Raw genomic sequence first — 19776 nt, 5'->3', positions numbered from 1 at the left:
TCACGACGCCCGGTCCTGCGTATAGAGCGCGCGCTGGCGTTCGTTCATCCGCGCGGTGTCCATGACAAGGCAGACATCCGTGGTGTTGAAGGCATGATCGATAAAAGCCCCCTCGCCCACGAATCCGCCCAAGCGCAGATAGGCCTTGATCAGCGCGGGTACCTGCAGCATGGCCTTGCGGCGGTTGATTTGATCCTCGGGAAGCAGGTCCATCGGCTGAAACTCGCGCGCGCACACCCGCAGATCCGGCGGCGCAAGATGCCGGTGATGCAACAGCGACAGGGGTTCCGCCAGTTTGGCTACGTCGGTTCCGTGGAAGCTGGCAACGCCGAACAGCACTTCGATCTCGTACCGCAGGACATAGTCCGCCAATCCCTGCCACAGATGGAACATCGCCGCCCCGCCGCGATAGTCACGGTGGAGGCAGGACCGCCCCAGCTCCAGCAGCTTGCGGCCGCTGGTCTTCAGCGGCGTCAGGTCATATTCATCTTCGGAGTAGAACTGACCCGCCGCGATGGCCTGATCGTCGCGCAACAGACGGTAGACGCCAACCACGGCGCCGTCGCGCGCATCGTCACAAACAAGCAGGTGGTCAAAGAAGGGGTCGAACGCATCCCGTTCGAGGCGCGCATCGTGGTCGACCAGCGCGCCATCACCACCCAATTCCTCGACAAAAACCTCGTACCGCAGGCGCTGTGCCGCCGCGATCTCGGCGTCGCTGCCTGCCAGTCGGACCGAGAAGGCCTCCTTCAATGCGGTCGCTCCTGTCGCCATTCGCCTAACGTCATGTGCTCATAGGCAAGGCCATAGTCGAGTGCAACTCTTGCCATTGGAATGGGTGCGGGGTTAACCAAACATCAACCTATGACCGAATACGTTAACCATCATAAACGGGGACAAGCGTGACCCTGGAACCGTCCAGAACCACCTTGCCCTGTTCGCGAAAGTTGACGGTTATGCGCCCGCCAATGTTGGACTGCACCTGCCCGGTTCCCCAATCGGGTTGATCGGGGTGCTGAACCAGCATACCGGGTTCGAGTAAAGAGTTGAGATCGTTCATCCTTGTCCTCCCTGACGGAGCTATTCCATGTCCCAGTCCAGCGCCAAACTCGCTTCACTCGTCGGGTCCCGCCTGTGCCACGACCTGATCAGTCCGATCGGCGCGATCCAGAACGGGCTGGAGTTGATCGCGCTGTCCAATCCCGGCGACACCAGCCCGGAAATGGAACTGATCCAGGACAGTTGCGAAAGCGCCTCTGCCCGCATCCGGTTCTTTCGCGTCGCCTTTGGCAGTGCCGGGTCCCAGCAGATGATGGGGCAACGCGATGTCCTGTCCACCCTGTCAGGGCTTGGCAAGGGCGGCAAGACCAGGTTCGACTGGACCCCGACCGAAGACCTGCCGCGACCCGAGGTTCAACTGGCCTTCCTTGCCTATCTCTGCTGCGAATCTGCGCTGCCGCACGGCGGTATCGTGCGTTTCGAACGCGATGCGGCGGGGTGGTCGATCACTGCACAGGGGCCGCGGCTGAGCGTGGATCGCCCACTGTGGGATCACCTGAATGGCAGCGTGCCGCTGGACGACCCAGCCGCCGACAGGGTGCATTTCGCCATGCTGCCCATCCTCGCAGAGGCACGCGGTCAAAAACTGATGACCACGCTGCGGGATGAAACCATCACCATCAAGATCGCCTGACGTCGTGACGGATTGACGGAAAACGATGCGCTCAGGCGCGCACCGTCCCGTCGCCGGTCACGATATATTTGAAGCTTGTCAGCTGTTCCGCCCCCACCGGCCCACGGGCATGCATCTTGCCGGTGGCAATCCCGATTTCCGCGCCCATGCCGAACTCCCCGCCATCGGCGAATTGCGTCGAGGCATTGCGCATCAAGATCGCTGAATCCAGCCGTTCAAAAAACCGTGCAGCCGCCGCATCATCTTCGGTCAGGATGCAATCCGTGTGGTTGGAGCCGTATTTGCGGATATGGGCGATGGCATCGTCGATATCCTCGACCACGCGCGCGGCGATGATACTGTCAAGATATTCGTGACCCCAATCCTCTGCTGTCGCCGGCACGGTGCCCGGAATGGTCTGCAGTTGCGCGCCCGCACGCACCTCGACCCCAGCCTCGATCAGGTTGCGGATCACACCTTGCCCGATGGTCTCCGCCACGTCCTTGTGGATCAGAAGGCACTCCGCCGCGCCACAAATACCGGTGCGCCGGGTCTTTGCGTTGCGCACCACGGCCAGCGATTTGACCGGGTCGGCCTCCTTGTCGATGTAAATGTGCACGATGCCTTCGAGATGGGCAAAGACCGGCACGCGCGCCTCGCGCTGCACCAGACCGACCAGCCCCTTGCCGCCGCGCGGCACGATGACATCGATGTAATCGGTCATGGTCAGCATTTCGCTGACTGCCGCCCGGTCCCGCGTCGGCACAAGCTGGATCGCCGCAGTGGGCAGACCCGCCGCGCGCAATCCTTCGACAAGGCAGGCATGGATCGCACCGGAGGAGTGAAAGCTTTCCGACCCGCCGCGCAGGATCACCGCATTGCCGGCCTTGAGGCACAGCGCGCCCGCGTCTGCGGTCACATTGGGCCGGGATTCGTAGATTACGCCAACCACGCCTAGCGGTGTCCGCACGCGCTGGATATGCAGGCCGGTGGGGCGATCCCATTCGGCCATGACGGCACCCACAGGATCGTCCTGCGCCGCGACAGACCGCAGCGAGGTGCAGATACCCTCGATCCGCGCCTCGTCCAGCATCAGGCGGTCCATCATCGCCTTGCTGATTCCCTTTTCACGGCCGAAATCAAGGTCCTTCGCATTGGCCTCGATGATCAGGGCGCGCCGCTCCCAGACCGCATCGGCGGCTGCCTCCAACGCCTGCCGTTTCTTCGACGCTGGGGCAAAAGCCAGTTCGGCGGCAGCCGCGCGGGCCTGTTCGCCAATGTCCTGCATCAGGGCGGGGATGTTATCGAGATCTTTCATGGATCAACCCTCTGTCAAGCGTCGGATTTGCGTATTTCTAAAGAGAAGAAGTCCTAGCGTCAAAGCCGCAGGTCACACCGCCATGTCGTCGCGGTGGATCAACACGGCGCGTCCCGGATAGCCCAGAATAGCCTCGATATCGCGGCTGTGGTGTCCCGCGATGGCGCGCGCCTCTTGGGCCGTGTAGCGCGTCAGCCCCTGCCCCAGCGTCTGCCCGCCGGGCGCGCGGATGGTCACCGGATCGCCGCGCCCGAAATCCCCTTCGACGGTCCTCAACCCGGCCGGCAGCAGCGATTTTCCAGCCGCCAAAGCTCGCGCCGCGCCATCGTCCAGCCAGAGCGTGCCCTGCGATTTCATCGCCGCGATCCAGCGTTTGCGGGCGGCATGCGGGTCCAGATGCGGAGTGAAGAGGGTCGAGGGCGCGCCGTCGATCAAATGTTGCAGCGGGTGCAGTTCTGCCCCGTGGCCGATCAGCATCGCGCAGCCGGATGCGGTTGCCGTCTTTGCCGCCATGACCTTTGTCTTCATCCCACCCTTCGAAAGGCCCGATCCGGCATCGCCGGCCATCGCCTCAATCTCTGGGGTGATGTCACCGATGACCTCAAGGCGCTGGGCCGTTGGGTCGTTGTTGGGGTTGCCGGTGTACAGACCGTCCACATCCGACAAGAGGACCAGCAGGTCCGCCCCGACGGTCACGGCCACCTGTGCGGCGAGGCGATCATTGTCCCCATAGCGGATTTCGTCGGTGGCGACCGTGTCATTCTCATTGACGATCGGCACTGCCCCAAAGCCCAGCAAGGTTTCAAGGGTGGCGCGTGAGTTCAGATAGCGGCGGCGGTCGGCGCTGTCTTCGAGCGTCACCAGAACCTGCGCAGTGGTCAGGTCATGCGGCGCCAGCGCCTCTTCCCACGCGCGGGCAAGGCGGATCTGGCCGACAGCGGCGGCGGCCTGCGACTGTTCCAAAGGCAGATCGGCCGGAGGCAAATGCAGGATGCCGCGCCCCAGCGCGATGGAGCCCGAGGATACCAGGACCACATCCGCGCCGCGCGATTTCAGCGCCTTGATGTCCTGCGCGATGGCGGCCAGCCATTCGGTGCGCAGATCTCCGGACTGCCGGTCCACCAGGAGCGCCGAGCCTATCTTGACCACCACGCGCCGCGCCGTGGTCAGGATGTCCCGTCGCGCCTCTGTCAGGGCTCCCACGGGTCGTCCTCCTGCACGGGCGCGGGTCGGTCCTGTTTACGCCGCGCCTCTACATGCGGCCGCAGGGCGCGCAGGACCTCTGTCACGCCTTCCTTGCTGGCACCGGACATCAGCATCACGTTCTCCGCGCCGGCGGCCTCAAGTTCCTCTTTTAGAAAGACGCGTTCCTCTGCGTCGAGGGCGTCGATCTTGTTCAGAACCGTAACGCGCGGTTTGTCGGCCAGTCCCGCGCCATAGGCATCGAGTTCGTTGCAGATCGTCTGGAAATCCTCGATCAGGCTGCCCGAGGTGCCGTCGATCAGGTGCAAGAGGACCGCGCTGCGTTCCACATGGCCCAAGAAGATGTCGCCAAGACCCTTGCCCTCATGCGCGCCTTCGATCAGGCCGGGAATGTCGGCCACCACGAATTCGGTATTGTCGACAGAGACAACGCCAAGGTTCGGGTGCAGCGTGGTAAACGGATAATCGGCGATCTTTGGGCGGGCGTTGGAAGTCACCGACAAGAATGTGCTCTTGCCCGCGTTCGGCAGCCCGACAAGCCCCACATCGGCGATCAGCTTGAGCCGCAGCCAAAGGGTGCGTTCCACGCCTTCCTGGCCGGAATTGGCGCGGCGCGGTGCCTGGTTGGTAGAGGTCTTGAACTGTGCGTTGCCCCAGCCGCCGTTGCCGCCCTTGGCCAGCAGCACGCGGTCGCCCAGCTCGGTCAGATCCGCGATCACCGTATCTTCGTCTTCTTCAAGGATCTCGGTGCCGACCGGAACACGGAGAATGATATCCTCTCCGGTCGCCCCGGTCCTGTTCGACCCTTTTCCCGCTTCGCCGTTCTGCGCGAACCAGTGCTGTTGATACCGGAAGTCGATCAGCGTGTTCAGCCCGTCCACGGCTTCGGCCCAGACAGAGCCGCCATTGCCGCCGTCGCCTCCGTTCGGCCCACCGAATTCGATGAACTTTTCGCGGCGGAAGCTGATACAGCCGTTCCCGCCCGCGCCGGAGCGGATGTAGACCTTGCAGAGATCGAGAAATTTCATGGGACAGGCTTTCTGGTAACGGTGAGCCGGGGTCTACAGAGGATTGGGCGCAGAGGAAAGACAATGTGCATCGGCGCCGGGCTGGCGCACCACGCGGTGGATGGTAACGTCACCGCCCTCAAAATGCGCCCGGCGACGGATGGTTTCAAGCGGCGAGAACCCCAGTTTGCGAAGCACCGACGCGGACGCGCGATTTCCGGAGATGTATCCACTATGGACATCACCGCCGGTCGACCTGTCATGCCAGTCCAGAAGTGCACTGGCAGCTTCGGTCGCATAGCCCCGGCCCCAGGCGGTTTCGCGCAACCAATAGCCCAGTTCCGGCAACGATGGACGATCCGGCGAAAACCGGGCCGCCTCCTCGATCGAAATCACCCCTAGCGGGTCACCCGCGTGCTCTATCGTCCGGAAACCGGCCCGGGCACTGAACTTTGCAACGAATTCCTGTGCGTCCTCCAGCCGGTAAGGATGCGGCGGCGAGGTCAGCCAACGCTGGACATTCGGGTTTGCAATCTCACGCGCGATCCAGTCGGCGTCCTCCGGCAACATCGGCCGCAGGACCAGCCGCTCCGTGGTGATCACGGCTCAGGCCAGCGTTCGAATGTAGGTCCAGGTCGGGACCTTGGCGTTGCGGGCAAGGCAGAAGGCCTCGGCATCGCCGATGTATTCAAACCCGCTGTTGACCAGCACCCGCGCAGAGGCCGGGTTGTCCTGAAAGACCGAGGCGAACATCGTCGCGTTGCTCATCGGGTTGGCCTCGACCAGAGCACGCACGGCCTCGGAGGCAAGGCCGGTGTTCCAGAACGCGGGCGCAACCCAATAGCTGACCTCGGATTGGTTCCGGTCCATCCGGGTCAGCGAGATCAGGCCCATCAGCTCGGTGCCACCGACCTTGGTGGCATCCATGGCCCAGACGTCTTCGGTCCGCTGCGAAGCGGTCACGCGGTCGATGTAGGCCTCGCACACGCCCGGCGGCAAGGGATGCGGAATGGTGGCCGTCATACGTGCCACTCTTTCGTCGCCTGCATAGAGGTTCATCAGCCCGACGTCGGAATGACGCACGGGACGCAAATCGAAACGTTCCATTGAGACGGTCGGTTGACCAACCGTGCTTACAAGGCCCATCTGCACGCTCCTCCTGTGCATGGCCGGATCAGGCATGGCATCCGCAAGGTATGTGCGGTCTTATGACTGGCATGTGGCCGATCCGGGACCTTTCAAAGGCAAGGGGGACCGGCTGTCCTGCCGATCCCCCTGTCCGTTTTCAAAACAAGTCCTTCGGCGTTACTCTGCGGCCTCGGCTACTGGCAGGACCGAAATGAAGGTACGACCCTTCAGGCCCTTGTGGAACTGAACAGCGCCATCGACGGTTGCGAAGATGGTGTGATCCTTGCCCATGCCCACGCCTTCGCCCGGCCAGAACTTGGTGCCGCGCTGACGCACGATGATGTTGCCGGGGATCGCGGCCTGACCACCGTAGAGTTTGACGCCAAGGCGGCGTCCGGCAGAGTCGCGTCCGTTGCGGGAGGAACCGCCAGCTTTTTTGTGTGCCATGGGGTGTTACTCCTGTTCTGCGGCGAAGGTTTTCGCCTGTTCGATCCAGTTGTCGCGCTCGATGCGGCCTTTGAACGACAGCTTGTCATCCATATAGGCAATCTCTGCGGCATCCCAAGCAGCGATCTGGTCAAAGTGGAAGACGCCGTTTTCGTGCAGCAGGCCTTCGAGCTTCGGACCAACGCCCGAGATCTTTTTCAGATCATCCGGCTTGCCACCGCGGGCTTCGGTCAGAAGGTTGTCGGGCTTGACGCCTTCGGCTTCTGCGGCCGGGGCTGCGGCAGGCTTCTTTGCCGCCTTCGGGGCAGGCTTGGCTGCCGGTGCGGCTGCCGCGACAGCGGCGGCCGACACGGACCCGGCACCGACGGCAGCCTTGACGCCGGATGCGTCTGCGCCTTCGGACAGGATCTCGGTCACGCGAATCAGGGTCAGCTTCTGGCGGTGGCCCTTGGTCCGCTGCGAGCTGTGCTTACGGCGACGCTTGACGAAATGGATCAGCTTGTCGCCCTTGACCTGGTCGATCACCTCGGCCTGCACGGCCGCGCCTGCGACGGTGGGTGCGCCGATCACGGTGGTGTCACCGCCCAGCATCAGGACTTCGTTGAACTGTACGGTTTCACCCGCATCTGCGGCCAGCTTTTCAACCCGGAGCGTATCGCCCGACTGAACCTTGTACTGCTTGCCGCCGGTCTTGAGTACCGCGAACATGCGTGTCTTCCTTTGCTTTTCCCGCGTCCTGCGGCCCCTTGCGGCGTTGCCGGGGTCAAGCCCCGCCTTCGGACAGCGCGCCCCTGTCGGGACGATCGTTGACTAAAAACAAAAAGGCGGGACCGAGGCCCCGTCTTTCACGTGCGCGGCTTATGACCGTCCGGCAGGCCTGTTGTCAAGCCTTTGTTGACGGATGGCAAAGGCCGCGCGATCAGAGTTCCTGCTGCTGCATCATCTGGGCCGCCGCAAGCCCCAGCGCAAAGGAAACCTCGTCATACATATCGTTGAATCCGGCAAACAGCGCCCGGTTCAGCGCCCTGCCCTGCGACGTCTCCGACAGGGCAATATACGCATCCAGTTCCTCGTCGGTCAGCGGTTCATAGGCCAGCAGCAGAAAGCCGTAGATCCACTCTTGTGTGTCGTCACGGGTCTCCTGTTCCTGGGACCAGACATCCTGCAGGATCTCCGCCTCGCTCATGCCAAGGCCGCCCCCTTCCACGAGCCCCGAATAGAACCGGAACGACGCGTTCAGCGCACCTGTGACATTGGCCTCCAACAGGTCATTGACCTCGATGAAGCGATCGATCTGCTTGAAACGAGCATCATCTGTGCCCTTGAGATCGCGATAGGTCTGGCGCGCGGCTTCTTCCACGGCGTCGTCTATCATTGCACGACGCGCTGACAGCTCGAGCTGGATCACCTTTTTGCCAAGGTCGGAGGAGAAAAAGGCGATGAGCGGCGCGGGATCGCTTTCCGCAATGATTTCGGCAAAGCTGCCGCGCATGACCGTGTGCATCTTTTCCGGGTCATAGATCTGCGCCAACAGGCCTTCCCAGCGCGGACTGTGACCGCCGGGGATCAGATCCTCGGCCAGTTCCTCGCCATAGGCCATTCCCTCGACCCGCATGATCTCCAGCATTTCTTCGATCTGCAACGCCTCCAGCAGATCATCCACGGGTTCCGCCCGCAGCGGTGCGGCGCTGGTTCCGGTCGCCAATGCAACCGCAAGCACCAGCAACAGGCGATGAGCCCAGAGGCTCAGGCGGTTCGGGTAAGACAAGTCCATGACGTCCTCTCGCATTGATGGCTTACAGGTAGAGCACGTCGGCGACTGCAACAACCACCAGCAGGAAAGACAAGCGAACCGGCGCTTGCCCCGGTCTTGCCGGAACGGCAAATGACAGACGGGCCAAAATTCTGTCGTTTCGCTGTTGCGCAGGGGTTTGGAATTGTCTAAACGGCCCCTCACCCAGACCCCCGCGGAGAGGTGCCGGAGTGGTCGAACGGGGCGGTCTCGAAAACCGTTGTCCCTTCACGGGGACCCAGGGTTCGAATCCCTGTCTCTCCGCCACTTTTTTGATGCAAACATCTGAAATTTATGAAAAAAACTGACTAGAGCGCAATCGCGTCCCCCGCGAAATCCCCCACCTTGACAAGCACTGCCCCGGAATTCGCTGAAATATGGCGGTTAGTCCTTACCCATCGCATTGGCTAGTTCGCGAGCATCCTGGCTCAGAGCATTCACCAGTTTGCGCAGCATGATTACTTCGCCGCTGCGCCCGCCGTGTTTCCAGTTCGGGTTCGCTTGCCCGGTTCGAGCGCCACCGCCTGCGCCATGCATCCGGCAGACAGACCAGCCACGAACGGCAGGGGCGCGGCAGGCAAGGCCGGTTCGCTTTGACTTGGCGCTGCACCGGGGGGCGTCGTGTGCGCTTTGCATGGGGTTGCCGTCACCTTTTTGAACGGCCCCACCCCCGGCGCTCCAATTTGTGGATGCGGGAATTTGGCATCCCACGCCGGTCCCGTCAGTCATTCCGTCAGGCTTCTGCACCACCCCCCTCCACCGGTTTCGACGGCACCGACAATCGCTTGCCCGCCTTCGTTCACTGTCACGCGCTCCACGCGCACCACCTTTTGCGCTTTCGCACGGTAGCGCTTGAGCGTTTCCATCTGTGCAGAGAAGGTGCGCGCGGCTTTGTTCATCGCGCGTTCGGCGGAATCCTGTTGCGGGATGGTTTCGACGTGGTTCAGCTTCCGAGCCATCATCATCACGGCTTGGTGGGTGACGGCCATCTGAGATAGCAATAGCGCCTCTGCGGCGTCTTGGGGATGCATCGCGTCCACAAAGCCAAAGGCAAAGTCGGCCGCCTCTGCGTCGGTGCCTTTGCCTCTCGAACCGACCGATACGATTTGCGAAACCAACCCGTTGAATACGGTCTCATGCGCGGTTGCCTTTAAGACCTGTTTCCAATCGCCGCTCAGGGCCACCAACCGCCGTGCGGCATGGTCGGCTTTGGGTGTCGCCGCATCCGCATATCTGGCAGATTTCTACAGCCACACGGGCCGTCCATCCGTCGACCCCGAATTGCTGATCCGCATGCTCCTGGTCGGCTATTGCTTCGGCATCCGGTCGGAACGGCGGCTATGCGACGAGGTGCATCGGAACCTGGCGTATCGTCGGTTTTGCCGTCTCGTTCTGAGCGACCGGGTTCCGGATGAAGGCCTTCTGCGCCTCCGTAAACCTCGATGCCTTCATGTGTTTCCGCTCCTCTACCAGCCAAGAAAGATTAGCCGAAAACTCCGGCTTCAGATGATCCAGATTTCAGGGGGCAGAGCACCAGCGGGGGGGCAGGTCAGACGGCGTATCTCTGCCCGATGGTTTTCGCGGTCTCCTGAAGGCGTGAAAGGTGGTTTTTCGCGACTGCCTCGGCCGTTTGATCGCCGGCATTCCAGACTAGGTTGATTGCGCCGACCACTTCTGCGCCAGCCAGGATCGGAACCGCAATGGCCGCTGGAAGCTCGCCATAATCCACCGCCCGACCCCAATGCCCGTGGGCCCGGGTGGCATAGCCCTTTTTCGAGATCGATTTCAGGGTAATCGGCAGTTGTGGCAAGGCCGCAGCGTCTTCCCGCGGAAGTCGTCCTACCAATTCTTTCAATGCTTCGGCTCGGCCGGCGTCCGTGAGGGCCGAGAGGTACGCGGCCCCAAGCGCCGAAAGGATCGGCGAGGGACGAAACCCGACCGAATCCGGGTAGACCCCATGCTTCTTGAACATTCGGGTTGTATCGACGATCTCCGTCCGGCCCCCTCCGATCGCGGCGGCAAGATCGACGCCCAGTCCAGTCTCCTCGGAGAGCAGGACGATCTCGCTCTTGCTGACGGCCACGAGCCTGTCGACCACATCCGGCATGCCCCCGGCTTGCGGGAATGCGGAGCCAAGCTGAAAACATCCGTCACTGCTTCTGCGGGTCAGCCAACGACGCTGTTCCAATGTAGCACAGATCCGCAAAAGCGTCGGTTTGGACAGGCCGGTTTGCTTTGCCAGAAACGCAAGCGAACTGGCGCCCGAGGTATGGATGACCTCGAGCACGGTCAGTCCGCGCTCTATGGACCGGTTCAGTTTCAATACGCACTCCGTTTCACCTAGTGTAACGCAAATTCGCCAGAAAACCAGTAGTGCGGTAGGCTCTGCCGCAAGCCCGCCACGCGAAGAATCGCGAAGCAAGAGCCGACCGACGGGCGTCGCATCTGGGAGGATACCGTGTCGGAATTCAGGAAAATTTCCTATCTGGATCACGCCGTGACCGGGTTGTCGCTCGTGGTCCTCGGGGTTGTGTTCTACGTGTCGGTATTCGGGGTGTTCTCCGATTCCTACCTGCGGGTCGGCATGTTGCTGGTGGGCGGTCTGCTGATCATCCTGTCCGCGATTGGCCGCTCCGGCACGCTCTTGGACCGTGGGCTTCTGGCGGTGATCGCCATCGCATTGTCGCTAAGCGTCTACCAGTACTTCCGAGCCGCCGAAGAGATTGAAACCGGGCTCTATTTCCTGACGTCAACCGACATCTGGATGGGGTTTCTTGGGCTCTTCGCGGTGATCGAACTGACCCGTCGCTCGGTCGGCCTGGTGATGGCGGTGGTTGCCGGTGTGTTGCTGGCCTACGGCGCCTTCGGCCATTTGGCACCGGGCTTTCTGAGGCATGCCGGGATCTCGACCGAAGAGTTGATGACCGTGCTGTGGTATTCCTTCGACGGTGTCTTCGGACGCCCCATGGCGACGGTGGTCTCGACCATCCTGATCTTCATTGTCTTTGGCGCGCTGCTTGAACTTCTGGCCATCGACCTCGTGCTGGTCCGGCTTGCCATGGCCGCCACCGGGCGGATGCGCTCCGGCCCCGCCGCTGCGGCCACGGTGGCCAGCGGCCTGTTCGGGACAATTTCGGGCTCTGCGGTGGCAAACGTCGTGGGCACTGGCGTCATCACGATACCATTGATCAAGAAGCGCGGGTTCTCGGCCCGGTTCGCGGCGGCGGTGGAATCGGCGGCCTCCAGCGGTGGCCAGATCACGCCGCCGATCATGGGTGCCGTGGCCTTCATCATGGCCGATGTTACCAGCGTGCCGTATCTGACGATCTGTGCTGCCGCGGCGGTGCCTGCGCTGCTCTACTACGGAGGTCTTTTCGTCGCGATTTCCAGCGCCGCGCGCAACATGGACCTGGCAAAAGAGCCGCGGCCCAACATCTCTTTCAACTGGCGTGAGCTTGTGCAGATGGGGATTTTTGTCCTCGCACTCGGGGGCATCGTGGTAACCATGGTCGGCGGCTCGTCGCCCGCATATGCCGGATTTGTCGGCGTCGTCCTGGCCGCTGTGCTGGGCTTTGCCGTGCGTCCCGACCTGCTGTTCAACTGGGCCGCCTGGATAAAATTCATCCGCTCCGCCGGCCTGATCTCGGCCCAGCTTGTGGTCATCGTCGGCGCCGTGGGGATCGTCATCGGCGTGCTGAACCTGACCGGCGTGGGGCTGCGCTTCGCCTCGCTGCTGTCGAGCCTTGCCGAGGACCAGCTGATCATCTCGCTGATCCTGATGGCCGTCGCTTGCCTGCTGCTCGGCATGGGTATGCCGACCGTGCCGGCCTACCTGATCATCGTGCTGGTGATGGGCCCGTCGCTGCAGAAACTCGGCGTGCCGATCGTCCACACGCACATGTTCGTGCTCTATTTCGGCGTCTTGTCGGCGATCACCCCGCCGGTTGCGCTGGCTGCCTTTGCGGCTGCCCCCATCGCGGGCTCCAGCCCCATGGGTACGGCCCTTGAAGCCTCGCGGCTGGCACTGCCGGGCTTCGTGATCCCGTTTGCCTTCATCTACCAGCCCGCGCTGCTGCTGGGGACAGGGTTCCCGCTGGCGGAGTCGGCGCAGGCAATCCTGTTTGTCCTGCTCGCCACGATCCTGATCTCGCGGGCCTGCTATCCGCGCCGCGGCAAGGTCTACATGGTGCCGGTGGGGCTGGGATTGGCCGTTGCGCTGATCTTCTTCGGACCGTTGGTCGCCTGGATCGCCGCCGCTGCCGCAGTTGCGCTGATGTACGTCGACCGGCTGGAACTGAACGTCAAGAACCAGATTTCATGATCGCAATGAGGAGAACACAATCATGAAGACAACCACCCTCAATCGTCGGAGCCTGTTGGCCGGCACCGTCGCCGCAACGACGCTGGCCATGCTGCCCCGCGCCGCCTTTGCCAAGGAACTGCTGCGCATGTCGACGCTGGGCCCGGGCACCAGCCCGAACCTGGTGATGACCACCTTCGCCAACATCATCAACCGCGAGCTGCCGGAGTACGAGATTCAGATCAACGCCACAGGCGCTGCCACCCGCCACGTGCTGGAAGTGGCGATGGGCAAGACCGCTTTCTGCATGTCCTCGCCGGCGCTGCACGCGCTGATGGCGAACCAGCGTGCCATGTTCGAAAAGATGGACCAGGCGCCGGAACTGTCCAAGAAGCTGCGCACCGTGCTGAACTTCCCGATGGGCGTCTATCACATTGCGGTCTACGACTCGTCGGGCATCACCTCGCTGGATCAGGCCAAGGGCAAACGGGTCTTCCTCGGCCCTCCGGGCGGTGCGGCCTATGCAACCATGGAGCGCCTGTTCGAGGCGGTCACCGGCCTGAAGGCGGGCACCGACTACGAGGCGGTGAAACTTGGATGGGATGCCGCCGCCGCATCGTTCCAGGACGGCAACCTCGACATCTACTGCAACCCGACCAACGCGCCCAGCCCGGTGCTGACCCAGATCGCGGTGACCAACCCGATCCGCTTTCTTGGGATTCCGGCAGATCAGCTGGAAACCGACGCGGTCAAGGCGCTGGCCAACCGTCCCGGGTTCGGCCTCGGCACGCTGCCGGCGGGGGTCTACGGCGACAACCAGGTCAACGACGAGGACACCACCACCCTGCGTGTCACCGTCGGCATCGTCACGAGCGAGACCGCCGACGAAGCGATGATCTACAACATGACCAAGACCTTCTTCGAAGGCGTGGCAGAAATGCGCGACAGCGCACCCTGGCTCAAGGCCATCACGCCAGAGGGCGCGGTGGCGGACCTCAACATGCCGCTGCACCCCGGTGCGTTGCGCGCGCTCGAAGAGCTTGGCGTCACGATCCCCGACGTCGCACGCGGGTAAACAGGCAAATGGCCGGGGCGGCAGCGCCCCGGTCCGACTATCAGGCAGGCCCCGATCATGACCAAGAACGTTCTTTTCATCATGTGCGATCAGCTGCGCTGGGACTACCTGTCCTGCACCGGGCATCCGCATCTGCATACGCCGAACATCGACGCCCTTGCGGCACGCGGGGTGCTGTTCGACCGTGCCTATGTGCAATCGCCGATCTGTGGCCCGTCGCGGATGTCCTTCTACACCGGGCGCTACGTCGCCTCTCATGGGTCCACCTGGAACGGCATTCCGCTCAAAGTGGGAGAGATGACGCTGGGCGACCATCTGCGCCCCCTGGGCGTGCGCACGGCCCTTTGCGGCAAGACCCACATGACCGCCGATGTCGAGGGCATGAAGCGCCTCGGTCTCGCGCCGGACAGCGAGATCGGCGTGCGGGTGGCGGAGTGCGGCTTCGAACCCTTCGAGCGCGAGGACGGGTTGCACCCCGACGGCCCACGCTATCCGCGCAACACAGCCTATGACCAGTTCATGAAGAAACGCGGCTGGCCGGACGAGAACCCCTGGAACACGGTTGCCAACAGCGCCGAGGACGCGGACGGCAACATACTCAGCGGCTGGTTCATGGACAACGCCGACAAACCCGCGCGCGCCGCCGACGAGGAAAGCGAGACCCCCTATATCACCACCCGCGCAATGGATTTCATCCGCGAGGCGGGAGATACGCCCTGGTGCCTGCACCTGAGCTACATCAAGCCGCACTGGCCCTATATCGTGCCCGCGCCCTATCACGACATGTATGGCCCCGAAACGCATCTCGACCCGGTGCGCAGCGAGGCGGAGCGCGAAAACCCCCATCCCGTTTACGGCGCCTTCATGGAGGAACGTGTCAGCCGCGCCTTCTGCGACGATGGCACCCGTACCCGCGTGCTGACCGCCTACATGGGGCTGATCAAGCAGATCGACGACCAGATGGGGCGGTTAATGGCGTTTCTTGATGCGCAGGGTCTGACCGAGGAGACGATGATCGTCTTCACCTCCGACCACGGCGATTACCTTGGCGATCACTGGATGGGCGAGAAGGAACTGTTCCACGACGCCTCGGCCCGTATCCCGTTGATCGTGGTCGACCCGCGCGAAGAGGCTGATGCCACCCGCGGGCTGACATCTTCCGCGCTGGTCGAGGCCATCGACGTCGTTCCGACGATCCTCGACTATTTCGGCGGCGAGGCGGTGCCGCATATCATCGAAGGGCATTCGCTGACGCCGCTGCTGCACGGGCAGACCGACCGCCTGCGCGACGTCGCGGTCTCGGAATACGACTATTCCATGCGCGACGTCCGGCGACGCCTGGGTGTCGATGTCAAGGACGCCAAACTGACGATGCTGTTTGATGGTCGCTGGAAATATATCTTCGCCGAAGGGTTTCGACCGATGCTCTTCGACCTGCAAAACGACCCTGACGAATTGACCGACCTCGGCAGCAATCCGGCGCATGCGGCAGACTGCGCCCGCATGGAAAAGCTGCACTTTGCCTGGGCGCGCCGTACATCGCAGCGCACCACCCGGTCGGATGCCTGGATCGCCTCACGCGATCCCAGCCTGGGGGAGGCCAAGGTGGGAATCCTGATCGGCTATCGCAACGAGGCCGAGCTGCGCGAGGTTCTCGGGACCGAAACCGGCTGCGACACGAAATCCGACAAGGCCTCCTGACCCGATGGCCCGGACCAGCACGGTCTTCAAACGCCTGTTACCAGTCAGACCGTGGTTCCGTGAACAGACGCGGGCGTCGTGGAAAGCAGACGCGCTTGCCGGGTTTACGGGCGCCACAATCGTGCTGCCGCAGGGCGTCGCCTTTGCCATCATCGCCGGGTTGCCGCCGGAATACGGGCTGTTCACCGCGATCATCGTGACAGTCATCGCCGCGCTCTGGGGCTCTTCGCGCGTCATGGTCTCGGGGCCGACCACGGCGATTTCCGCAGTGCTCTTTGCCTCGCTGAGCGGTCTGGCCGTGCCCGGGAGCGAGAGCTATATCGCGCTGGCCTTGGTGCTGACCTTCCTTGTCGGCGTGTTGCAACTCACCGCGGGGCTCGCAGGGCTGGGCGGGTTGATCGCCTTCATCTCACACTCGGTCATCGTCGGCTTTACCGCTGCCGCCGCCGTCTTGATTGCGGTGTCACAGCTTGGCCCGGCGCTGGGTCTCGCAGGCGGCGAGGGCGGTGTGCTGCATCGCCTGTCCCGGATCGTGGCGGACTCCGGCGCACTGAACATCGACGCGGTGATCATCTCGGCCGTGACGCTCGCCAGCCTGATCGCGTCCTTCCGCATCAGTCACCGCCTGCCGGGCTACATTATCGCGCTGGTGGCCGGCTCGCTCGCCGCCATCCTGCTGGGCAATGAGGCCGGCGGGGTGGCTATGTTCGCGCCGCTCGATGCCGTCCTGCCGTCGTTCGAGGCGCCGGACCTGACGATAGGCACCATCGGCGCGCTGCTGCCCGCCGCCGCCGCGGTGGCCTGCGTCGGCCTGCTCGAGGCGGTCTCGATCGGCAAATCCTTCGCCATAAGGCGCGGCGAGACCTATGACAGCAATCAGGAAATGGTCGGCCAGGGTCTCTCCAACCTCACCGGCAGCTTCTTTCACTGCTACGCGGGTTCGGGCTCCTTCACCCGCTCCGGCCTGAACGCCGACAGCGGCGCAGCCTCGCCGATGTCGGCGGTCTTTGCCGCCGGGTTCCTGGTCGTCCTGCTCCTCCTGCTTGCGCCATTCGTGCGGTTCGTGCCGGTGCCCGCCATGGCGGCGATTATCCTCTACGTCGCATGGCGGCTGATCAACGTCGCCGAAATCCGCCACATCATCGCGACCAGCCGGTCCGAGACCTTCATTCTCGCGGCCACTTTCCTGACCGGCATCCTCTCGGGACTCGACTTCGCCATCCTCGTCGGTGTCGTCGCATCGCTGTCGATCTTCCTCAACAAAAGCGCACATCCGCTGGTCGCGGTCGGCGCACCGACCGAGGTGAACGGCCGACGGGTCTTCAGGAACGCCGAGACCTTCAACCTGCCGCAATGTCCGCAAATCCGATTCGTCCGCATCGAAGGCCCGCTGTTCTTTGCCTCGGTCGAGCACGTCGAGCGCGAATTCCGGCGGATGGAGGAAAAGGACGGCCTGAAGACCTGCATCCTGAACCTCAAGGGCGTCGGCAAGATCGACCTCTCCGGCGCCGACTTCATCCTGTCCGAGGCGCGCCGCGCGCGGGCACATGGCAACGACCTGCACCTGCTGGCCGCCAATCCGAGTGTCCTGAATGTGCTCAAACGGCTGCATTGTCTGGACGAGTTAGGACCAGACAACGTGCACCCACACAAGTCAGATGCCATCCGACCGGCTGTCGCCCGGGCGTCCGACCCGATCTGCGCCGGTTGCGAGATTCGCTGTTTCAACGAATGTGCCGACAAACCGGGCGCGGAACCGACGGCTTGAACGGCTCGGGCCGCTGTCGGGTTGGCAGGACTTTGTGGCGCAAATGCCGGGGGGATTCACCTTGTGAATCCAAAATGGTAGCTGGTTATCATGAGCAGCCGCAGTATAGCGATGCCGCGATCCAGAGGTGCCAGACAATGAAGGTCCTCTTCGGTATGGCCCTCAGGCAGAACACCGACTTCGTCGAGAGCCTGTTGCGCCTGATCGGCCTCGACTGGTAGGCGCCGGACTTCAGCACCCTGAGCAGGCGCCAGAAGACCTTGGCCGTGACCATTCCGTATCGTTGCTCGCAGGGGCCCCTGAACCTGCTTATCCCATTCGGCACATTGCTTCGCAATGCCCTGCCGGGCAATGGCCAGCACCTGCATCAAGGCCGGGGGCGAAGGCGAATGGCACGCCCGCAAGCATGGTGGCGCGAAACGCCATCTGTGGCGCAAGATAGACATCCCTTGCCCGACAGGCGATTTGCGAAGCAAATCTGCCGAGAGGGGAGGTTATCGGAAGCAACGTCGGCGATGCGCCAATGCTACCCGAACTTCTTGACCAGATCCCGGCTGATGTGCGGCTCGGTACGGTCATCGCGGATGGTGCCTACGACACGCGGAAGTGCCACGACGCCGTCGCGGATCGAGGCGCCCATGCGGTCATACCGCCGCGCAAGAACGCCAATCCTTGGAAGCCGTCGACTGCGGGCGCCATCACTCGGAACGAAGCACTGCGCGCATCGAAATACCTCGGTCGCGCGATCTGGCGAAAGTCGAGCGGATACCACCGCAGAAGCCGCGCCGAGACGAAGACGCATTGCTTGAAATTACTGGGGCAGAGCATCATGGCACGCGACTTCGATCGCCAAGTCGCCGAACTCTAAGTCCGCGCCGCCGTGCTGAACGGCTACACCGTGCTCGTCATCCCAATCACAGAGTCTGCAGGATAAGTCCGTCTGGGCAAAGGGGAAGTCCGGGCTTGACGATCTTTGCGCAACAAAGCCATGGGATTCTTCAAAGCCTCGAGAACGGGTAGAAAACCTGGGGGTCCGGTTGTGCGCTTTACTTCGAAATGGTCATCATTAAAGCTTCACTCCTTCAGATCGGTTGCGTTTGGGCCACCCCAGGCTATCAGTATGGCAGCATTTTCCACAGACACATCCGTGCAAAGGCGCGAAAGATCCAAATTAAATTTTTCAGTCATCCGATCCTCGTGATGGTTGCATCCACTGGGCAAGATCCGACCAGATAATCTGCACAGGCCGCCATCATCGCGCGCCTTTTCGACCAAATCGCCGCGCCGATATGAGGATTCGACAGCAATCTCCACCTTATGATCCAAGGCGACATCGGCCATGTCTCCCGCGAAATACGTCCGCTCGGCCACTCAGTCTCGGAAGGTGCTGCGCAGCCCGTGTGGTGCGGCCGGTCGTTTGCTCACACGGTCAGCAAAACCAAGAAATCCTCCAACAATATCAGCCGCGTGCACACGCTTCATAGCAGCGCTTTACGTGATGTCCGACATATCACCGACGCGCCGCGCGGGAAAAACTAGCGGGTTGCCTTCAAAAACGCGGCAATGCCTCCAATAGAGCCACGACCTCGGGCGTCAGCGGCACACTGTGTTCTCGGTCCATCTTCATGCGCACAGCAGGAATGGTTCACAATCCGCTATCAAGGTCGATTTCCTCCCAGACTGCGCCGCGTTCCTCTTGCGAGCGTGCTGCAGTCAGGGCTGCAAATTCAAAGGCACGCGCGCCCATACTTTCTCGTTCACGAATCGCGGCCAGCCAACGAGGATCGTCATCGATCTGAACCGCCGGGTGGTTACTTTGTTTCGCCACCTTGGCAGCGGCGGGCAACAGCTCCTTCAGTTTTCCGGCCTAGCGTGCCGGGTTGTCACCCGTTCTAGGCCCAGCAACCGCGGCCCATGACAGCACGGTTTTGATGCGCTCGCGCAGCCGCGATGCTTTTTCCGTCTTGGTCTGCCAAAATGGTTCCAACACGCGCAGTACGTCTTGTACGGAGATTTCGTTGACCAACATCTTGCCAAGCTCAGGCATGGCATATGTGTGCAAGATGCTCTGCCATTGCTGACGGTGTTTGGGGTTCTTGAAAGCGTCGAGTTTCGCGGCAAGGCATTTGACGGTTACTTCGGCGTAAGTGAGCCCTCCGCGACGCGCGGCTTCAGGCGCGGCCCGGGCTGCTTTGCGTTCCTCAACCGGATCGATGCCCTGCCGGATCTTGTCCTTGGCCTCTCCCGCTCGCTCGCGGGCTTGAGCGAGGGTAGGCGTCAGAGACATTCGCGACCTCCGGCACCACAAGGCAAGCTGATGTGAAGCGGTGAACTGACCCTTCTGATATCCCAAAAGTTGCTGCGA

At 62.6% G+C, this 19776-nt stretch carries 20 protein-coding genes, 1 tRNA gene and 2 pseudogenes; 8 read left to right on the top strand and 15 right to left on the bottom strand.

Annotated elements, in window-relative coordinates; genetic code table 11:
* Complete coding sequence (gene olsB / locus ACTXGA_RS04390; protein WP_443391911.1) at positions 1-774, bottom strand: L-ornithine N(alpha)-acyltransferase; 774 nt, start codon at positions 772-774, stop codon at positions 1-3.
* A gap of 103 nt (positions 775-877) precedes the next feature.
* A complete protein-coding gene (locus tag ACTXGA_RS04385) occupies positions 878-1060 on the bottom strand; it encodes a DUF3553 domain-containing protein (RefSeq protein ID WP_443391910.1) in 183 nt (60 codons plus the stop codon).
* A 27-nt stretch (positions 1061-1087) separates the two neighbouring features.
* Between ACTXGA_RS04385 and ACTXGA_RS04380 the strand changes: the two genes are divergently transcribed.
* Positions 1088-1693, top strand: coding sequence for a histidine phosphotransferase family protein (locus tag ACTXGA_RS04380; protein WP_443391909.1), 606 nt, complete (start codon positions 1088-1090; stop codon positions 1691-1693).
* A gap of 31 nt (positions 1694-1724) precedes the next feature.
* On the opposite strand, the gene ACTXGA_RS04375 is transcribed toward ACTXGA_RS04380, so the two are convergent.
* The 8 genes from ACTXGA_RS04375 to ACTXGA_RS04340 all read right to left on the bottom strand — a co-directional run bounded on the left by ACTXGA_RS04375 (position 1725) and on the right by ACTXGA_RS04340 (position 8549).
* Positions 1725-2990 (bottom strand): glutamate-5-semialdehyde dehydrogenase, encoded by a 1266-nt coding sequence (locus tag ACTXGA_RS04375; RefSeq protein ID WP_443391908.1) that lies wholly within the window; start codon positions 2988-2990, stop codon positions 1725-1727.
* Between the two features lie 72 nt (positions 2991-3062).
* The gene (gene proB, locus ACTXGA_RS04370; protein WP_443392032.1) at positions 3063-4163 is read right to left on the bottom strand and encodes a glutamate 5-kinase; all 1101 of its coding nucleotides are present in this window, start codon (positions 4161-4163) and stop codon (positions 3063-3065) included.
* Positions 4164-4180: 17 nt separating this feature from the next.
* Positions 4181-5221 (bottom strand): GTPase ObgE, encoded by a 1041-nt coding sequence (obgE, locus tag ACTXGA_RS04365; protein WP_443391907.1) that lies wholly within the window; start codon positions 5219-5221, stop codon positions 4181-4183.
* A gap of 33 nt (positions 5222-5254) precedes the next feature.
* On the bottom strand, positions 5255-5803 hold the full coding sequence (locus tag ACTXGA_RS04360; RefSeq protein ID WP_443391906.1) for a GNAT family N-acetyltransferase: 549 nt from the start codon (positions 5801-5803) through the stop codon (positions 5255-5257).
* Between the two features lie 3 nt (positions 5804-5806).
* Complete coding sequence (locus tag ACTXGA_RS04355) at positions 5807-6346, bottom strand: GNAT family N-acetyltransferase (protein WP_443391905.1); 540 nt, start codon at positions 6344-6346, stop codon at positions 5807-5809.
* 159 nt (positions 6347-6505) lie between these two features.
* Complete coding sequence (rpmA, locus tag ACTXGA_RS04350) at positions 6506-6775, bottom strand: 50S ribosomal protein L27 (RefSeq protein WP_443391904.1); 270 nt, start codon at positions 6773-6775, stop codon at positions 6506-6508.
* Positions 6776-6781: 6 nt separating this feature from the next.
* Positions 6782-7483, bottom strand: coding sequence for a 50S ribosomal protein L21 (locus tag ACTXGA_RS04345; RefSeq protein WP_443391903.1), 702 nt, complete (start codon positions 7481-7483; stop codon positions 6782-6784).
* A 211-nt stretch (positions 7484-7694) separates the two neighbouring features.
* Positions 7695-8549, bottom strand: coding sequence for a DUF2059 domain-containing protein (locus tag ACTXGA_RS04340; RefSeq protein WP_443391902.1), 855 nt, complete (start codon positions 8547-8549; stop codon positions 7695-7697).
* Positions 8550-8744: 195 nt separating this feature from the next.
* Between ACTXGA_RS04340 and ACTXGA_RS04335 the strand changes: the two genes are divergently transcribed.
* Positions 8745-8834, top strand: a tRNA-Ser gene (locus tag ACTXGA_RS04335).
* A 458-nt stretch (positions 8835-9292) separates the two neighbouring features.
* On the opposite strand, the gene ACTXGA_RS04330 is transcribed toward ACTXGA_RS04335, so the two are convergent.
* Positions 9293-9751, bottom strand: coding sequence for a hypothetical protein (locus tag ACTXGA_RS04330; protein ID WP_443391901.1), 459 nt, complete (start codon positions 9749-9751; stop codon positions 9293-9295).
* 46 nt (positions 9752-9797) lie between these two features.
* Here ACTXGA_RS04330 and ACTXGA_RS04325 point away from each other — a divergent pair.
* Positions 9798-9980, top strand: a pseudogene (locus ACTXGA_RS04325) (transposase); the annotation flags it as partial.
* Between the two features lie 136 nt (positions 9981-10116).
* Here the strand turns inward: ACTXGA_RS04325 and ACTXGA_RS04320 are convergent.
* A complete protein-coding gene (locus tag ACTXGA_RS04320; protein WP_443391900.1) occupies positions 10117-10890 on the bottom strand; it encodes a helix-turn-helix domain-containing protein in 774 nt (257 codons plus the stop codon).
* A gap of 135 nt (positions 10891-11025) precedes the next feature.
* Between ACTXGA_RS04320 and ACTXGA_RS04315 the strand changes: the two genes are divergently transcribed.
* The 5 genes and pseudogenes from ACTXGA_RS04315 to ACTXGA_RS04295 form a co-directional block, all read left to right on the top strand.
* Entirely contained in the window at positions 11026-12888 is a 1863-nt protein-coding gene (locus ACTXGA_RS04315; RefSeq protein ID WP_443391899.1) for a TRAP transporter permease, read from the top strand.
* A 22-nt stretch (positions 12889-12910) separates the two neighbouring features.
* Complete coding sequence (locus tag ACTXGA_RS04310) at positions 12911-13942, top strand: TAXI family TRAP transporter solute-binding subunit (RefSeq protein ID WP_443391898.1); 1032 nt, start codon at positions 12911-12913, stop codon at positions 13940-13942.
* 57 nt (positions 13943-13999) lie between these two features.
* Positions 14000-15643, top strand: coding sequence for an alkaline phosphatase family protein (locus ACTXGA_RS04305; RefSeq protein ID WP_443391897.1), 1644 nt, complete (start codon positions 14000-14002; stop codon positions 15641-15643).
* Between the two features lie 4 nt (positions 15644-15647).
* Positions 15648-17411 carry a SulP family inorganic anion transporter gene (locus ACTXGA_RS04300; protein WP_443391896.1) on the top strand — a complete coding sequence of 588 codons (1764 nt, stop codon included), beginning with the start codon at positions 15648-15650 and terminating at the stop codon, positions 17409-17411.
* A 95-nt stretch (positions 17412-17506) separates the two neighbouring features.
* Positions 17507-18345, top strand: a pseudogene (locus ACTXGA_RS04295) (IS5 family transposase); the annotation flags it as partial.
* 140 nt (positions 18346-18485) lie between these two features.
* On the opposite strand, the gene ACTXGA_RS04290 reads toward ACTXGA_RS04295, so the two are convergent.
* The 3 genes from ACTXGA_RS04290 to ACTXGA_RS04280 form a co-directional block, all read right to left on the bottom strand.
* Positions 18486-18752 carry a hypothetical protein gene (locus ACTXGA_RS04290; RefSeq protein WP_443391895.1) on the bottom strand — a complete coding sequence of 89 codons (267 nt, stop codon included), beginning with the start codon at positions 18750-18752 and terminating at the stop codon, positions 18486-18488.
* A 304-nt stretch (positions 18753-19056) separates the two neighbouring features.
* Positions 19057-19257, bottom strand: a complete 201-nt coding sequence (locus ACTXGA_RS04285; RefSeq protein WP_443391894.1) for a hypothetical protein — start codon at positions 19255-19257, stop codon at positions 19057-19059.
* 21 nt (positions 19258-19278) lie between these two features.
* The gene (locus tag ACTXGA_RS04280) at positions 19279-19698 is read right to left on the bottom strand and encodes a phage integrase central domain-containing protein (protein WP_443391893.1); all 420 of its coding nucleotides are present in this window, start codon (positions 19696-19698) and stop codon (positions 19279-19281) included.
* Positions 19699-19776: the final 78 nt, after the last annotated feature.

Origin of the sequence: Antarctobacter jejuensis (assembly GCF_052266595.1) — a bacterium.
Taxonomy (GTDB): Bacteria; Pseudomonadota; Alphaproteobacteria; order Rhodobacterales; family Rhodobacteraceae; genus Antarctobacter; species Antarctobacter jejuensis.
This window is presented reverse-complemented; position numbering and strand designations above follow the sequence as displayed.

Bases quoted from the DNA above. Each gene is read 5' to 3' on its own strand.
- olsB (WP_443391911.1), bottom strand. From the start codon at position 774: ATGGCGACAGGAGCGACCGCATTGAAGGAGGCCTTCTCGGTCCGACTG.
- ACTXGA_RS04385 (WP_443391910.1), bottom strand. From the start codon at position 1,060: ATGAACGATCTCAACTCTTTACTCGAACCCGGTATGCTGGTTCAGCAC.
- ACTXGA_RS04380 (WP_443391909.1), top strand. From the start codon at position 1,088: ATGTCCCAGTCCAGCGCCAAACTCGCTTCACTCGTCGGGTCCCGCCTG.
- ACTXGA_RS04375 (WP_443391908.1), bottom strand. From the start codon at position 2,990: ATGAAAGATCTCGATAACATCCCCGCCCTGATGCAGGACATTGGCGAA.
- obgE (WP_443391907.1), bottom strand. From the start codon at position 5,221: ATGAAATTTCTCGATCTCTGCAAGGTCTACATCCGCTCCGGCGCGGGC.
- ACTXGA_RS04355 (WP_443391905.1), bottom strand. From the start codon at position 6,346: ATGGGCCTTGTAAGCACGGTTGGTCAACCGACCGTCTCAATGGAACGT.
- rpmA (WP_443391904.1), bottom strand. From the start codon at position 6,775: ATGGCACACAAAAAAGCTGGCGGTTCCTCCCGCAACGGACGCGACTCT.
- ACTXGA_RS04345 (WP_443391903.1), bottom strand. From the start codon at position 7,483: ATGTTCGCGGTACTCAAGACCGGCGGCAAGCAGTACAAGGTTCAGTCG.
- ACTXGA_RS04340 (WP_443391902.1), bottom strand. From the start codon at position 8,549: ATGGACTTGTCTTACCCGAACCGCCTGAGCCTCTGGGCTCATCGCCTG.
- ACTXGA_RS04310 (WP_443391898.1), top strand. From the start codon at position 12,911: ATGAAGACAACCACCCTCAATCGTCGGAGCCTGTTGGCCGGCACCGTC.
- ACTXGA_RS04305 (WP_443391897.1), top strand. From the start codon at position 14,000: ATGACCAAGAACGTTCTTTTCATCATGTGCGATCAGCTGCGCTGGGAC.
- ACTXGA_RS04300 (WP_443391896.1), top strand. From the start codon at position 15,648: ATGGCCCGGACCAGCACGGTCTTCAAACGCCTGTTACCAGTCAGACCG.
- ACTXGA_RS04290 (WP_443391895.1), bottom strand. From the start codon at position 18,752: ATGGCCGATGTCGCCTTGGATCATAAGGTGGAGATTGCTGTCGAATCC.
- ACTXGA_RS04280 (WP_443391893.1), bottom strand. From the start codon at position 19,698: ATGTCTCTGACGCCTACCCTCGCTCAAGCCCGCGAGCGAGCGGGAGAG.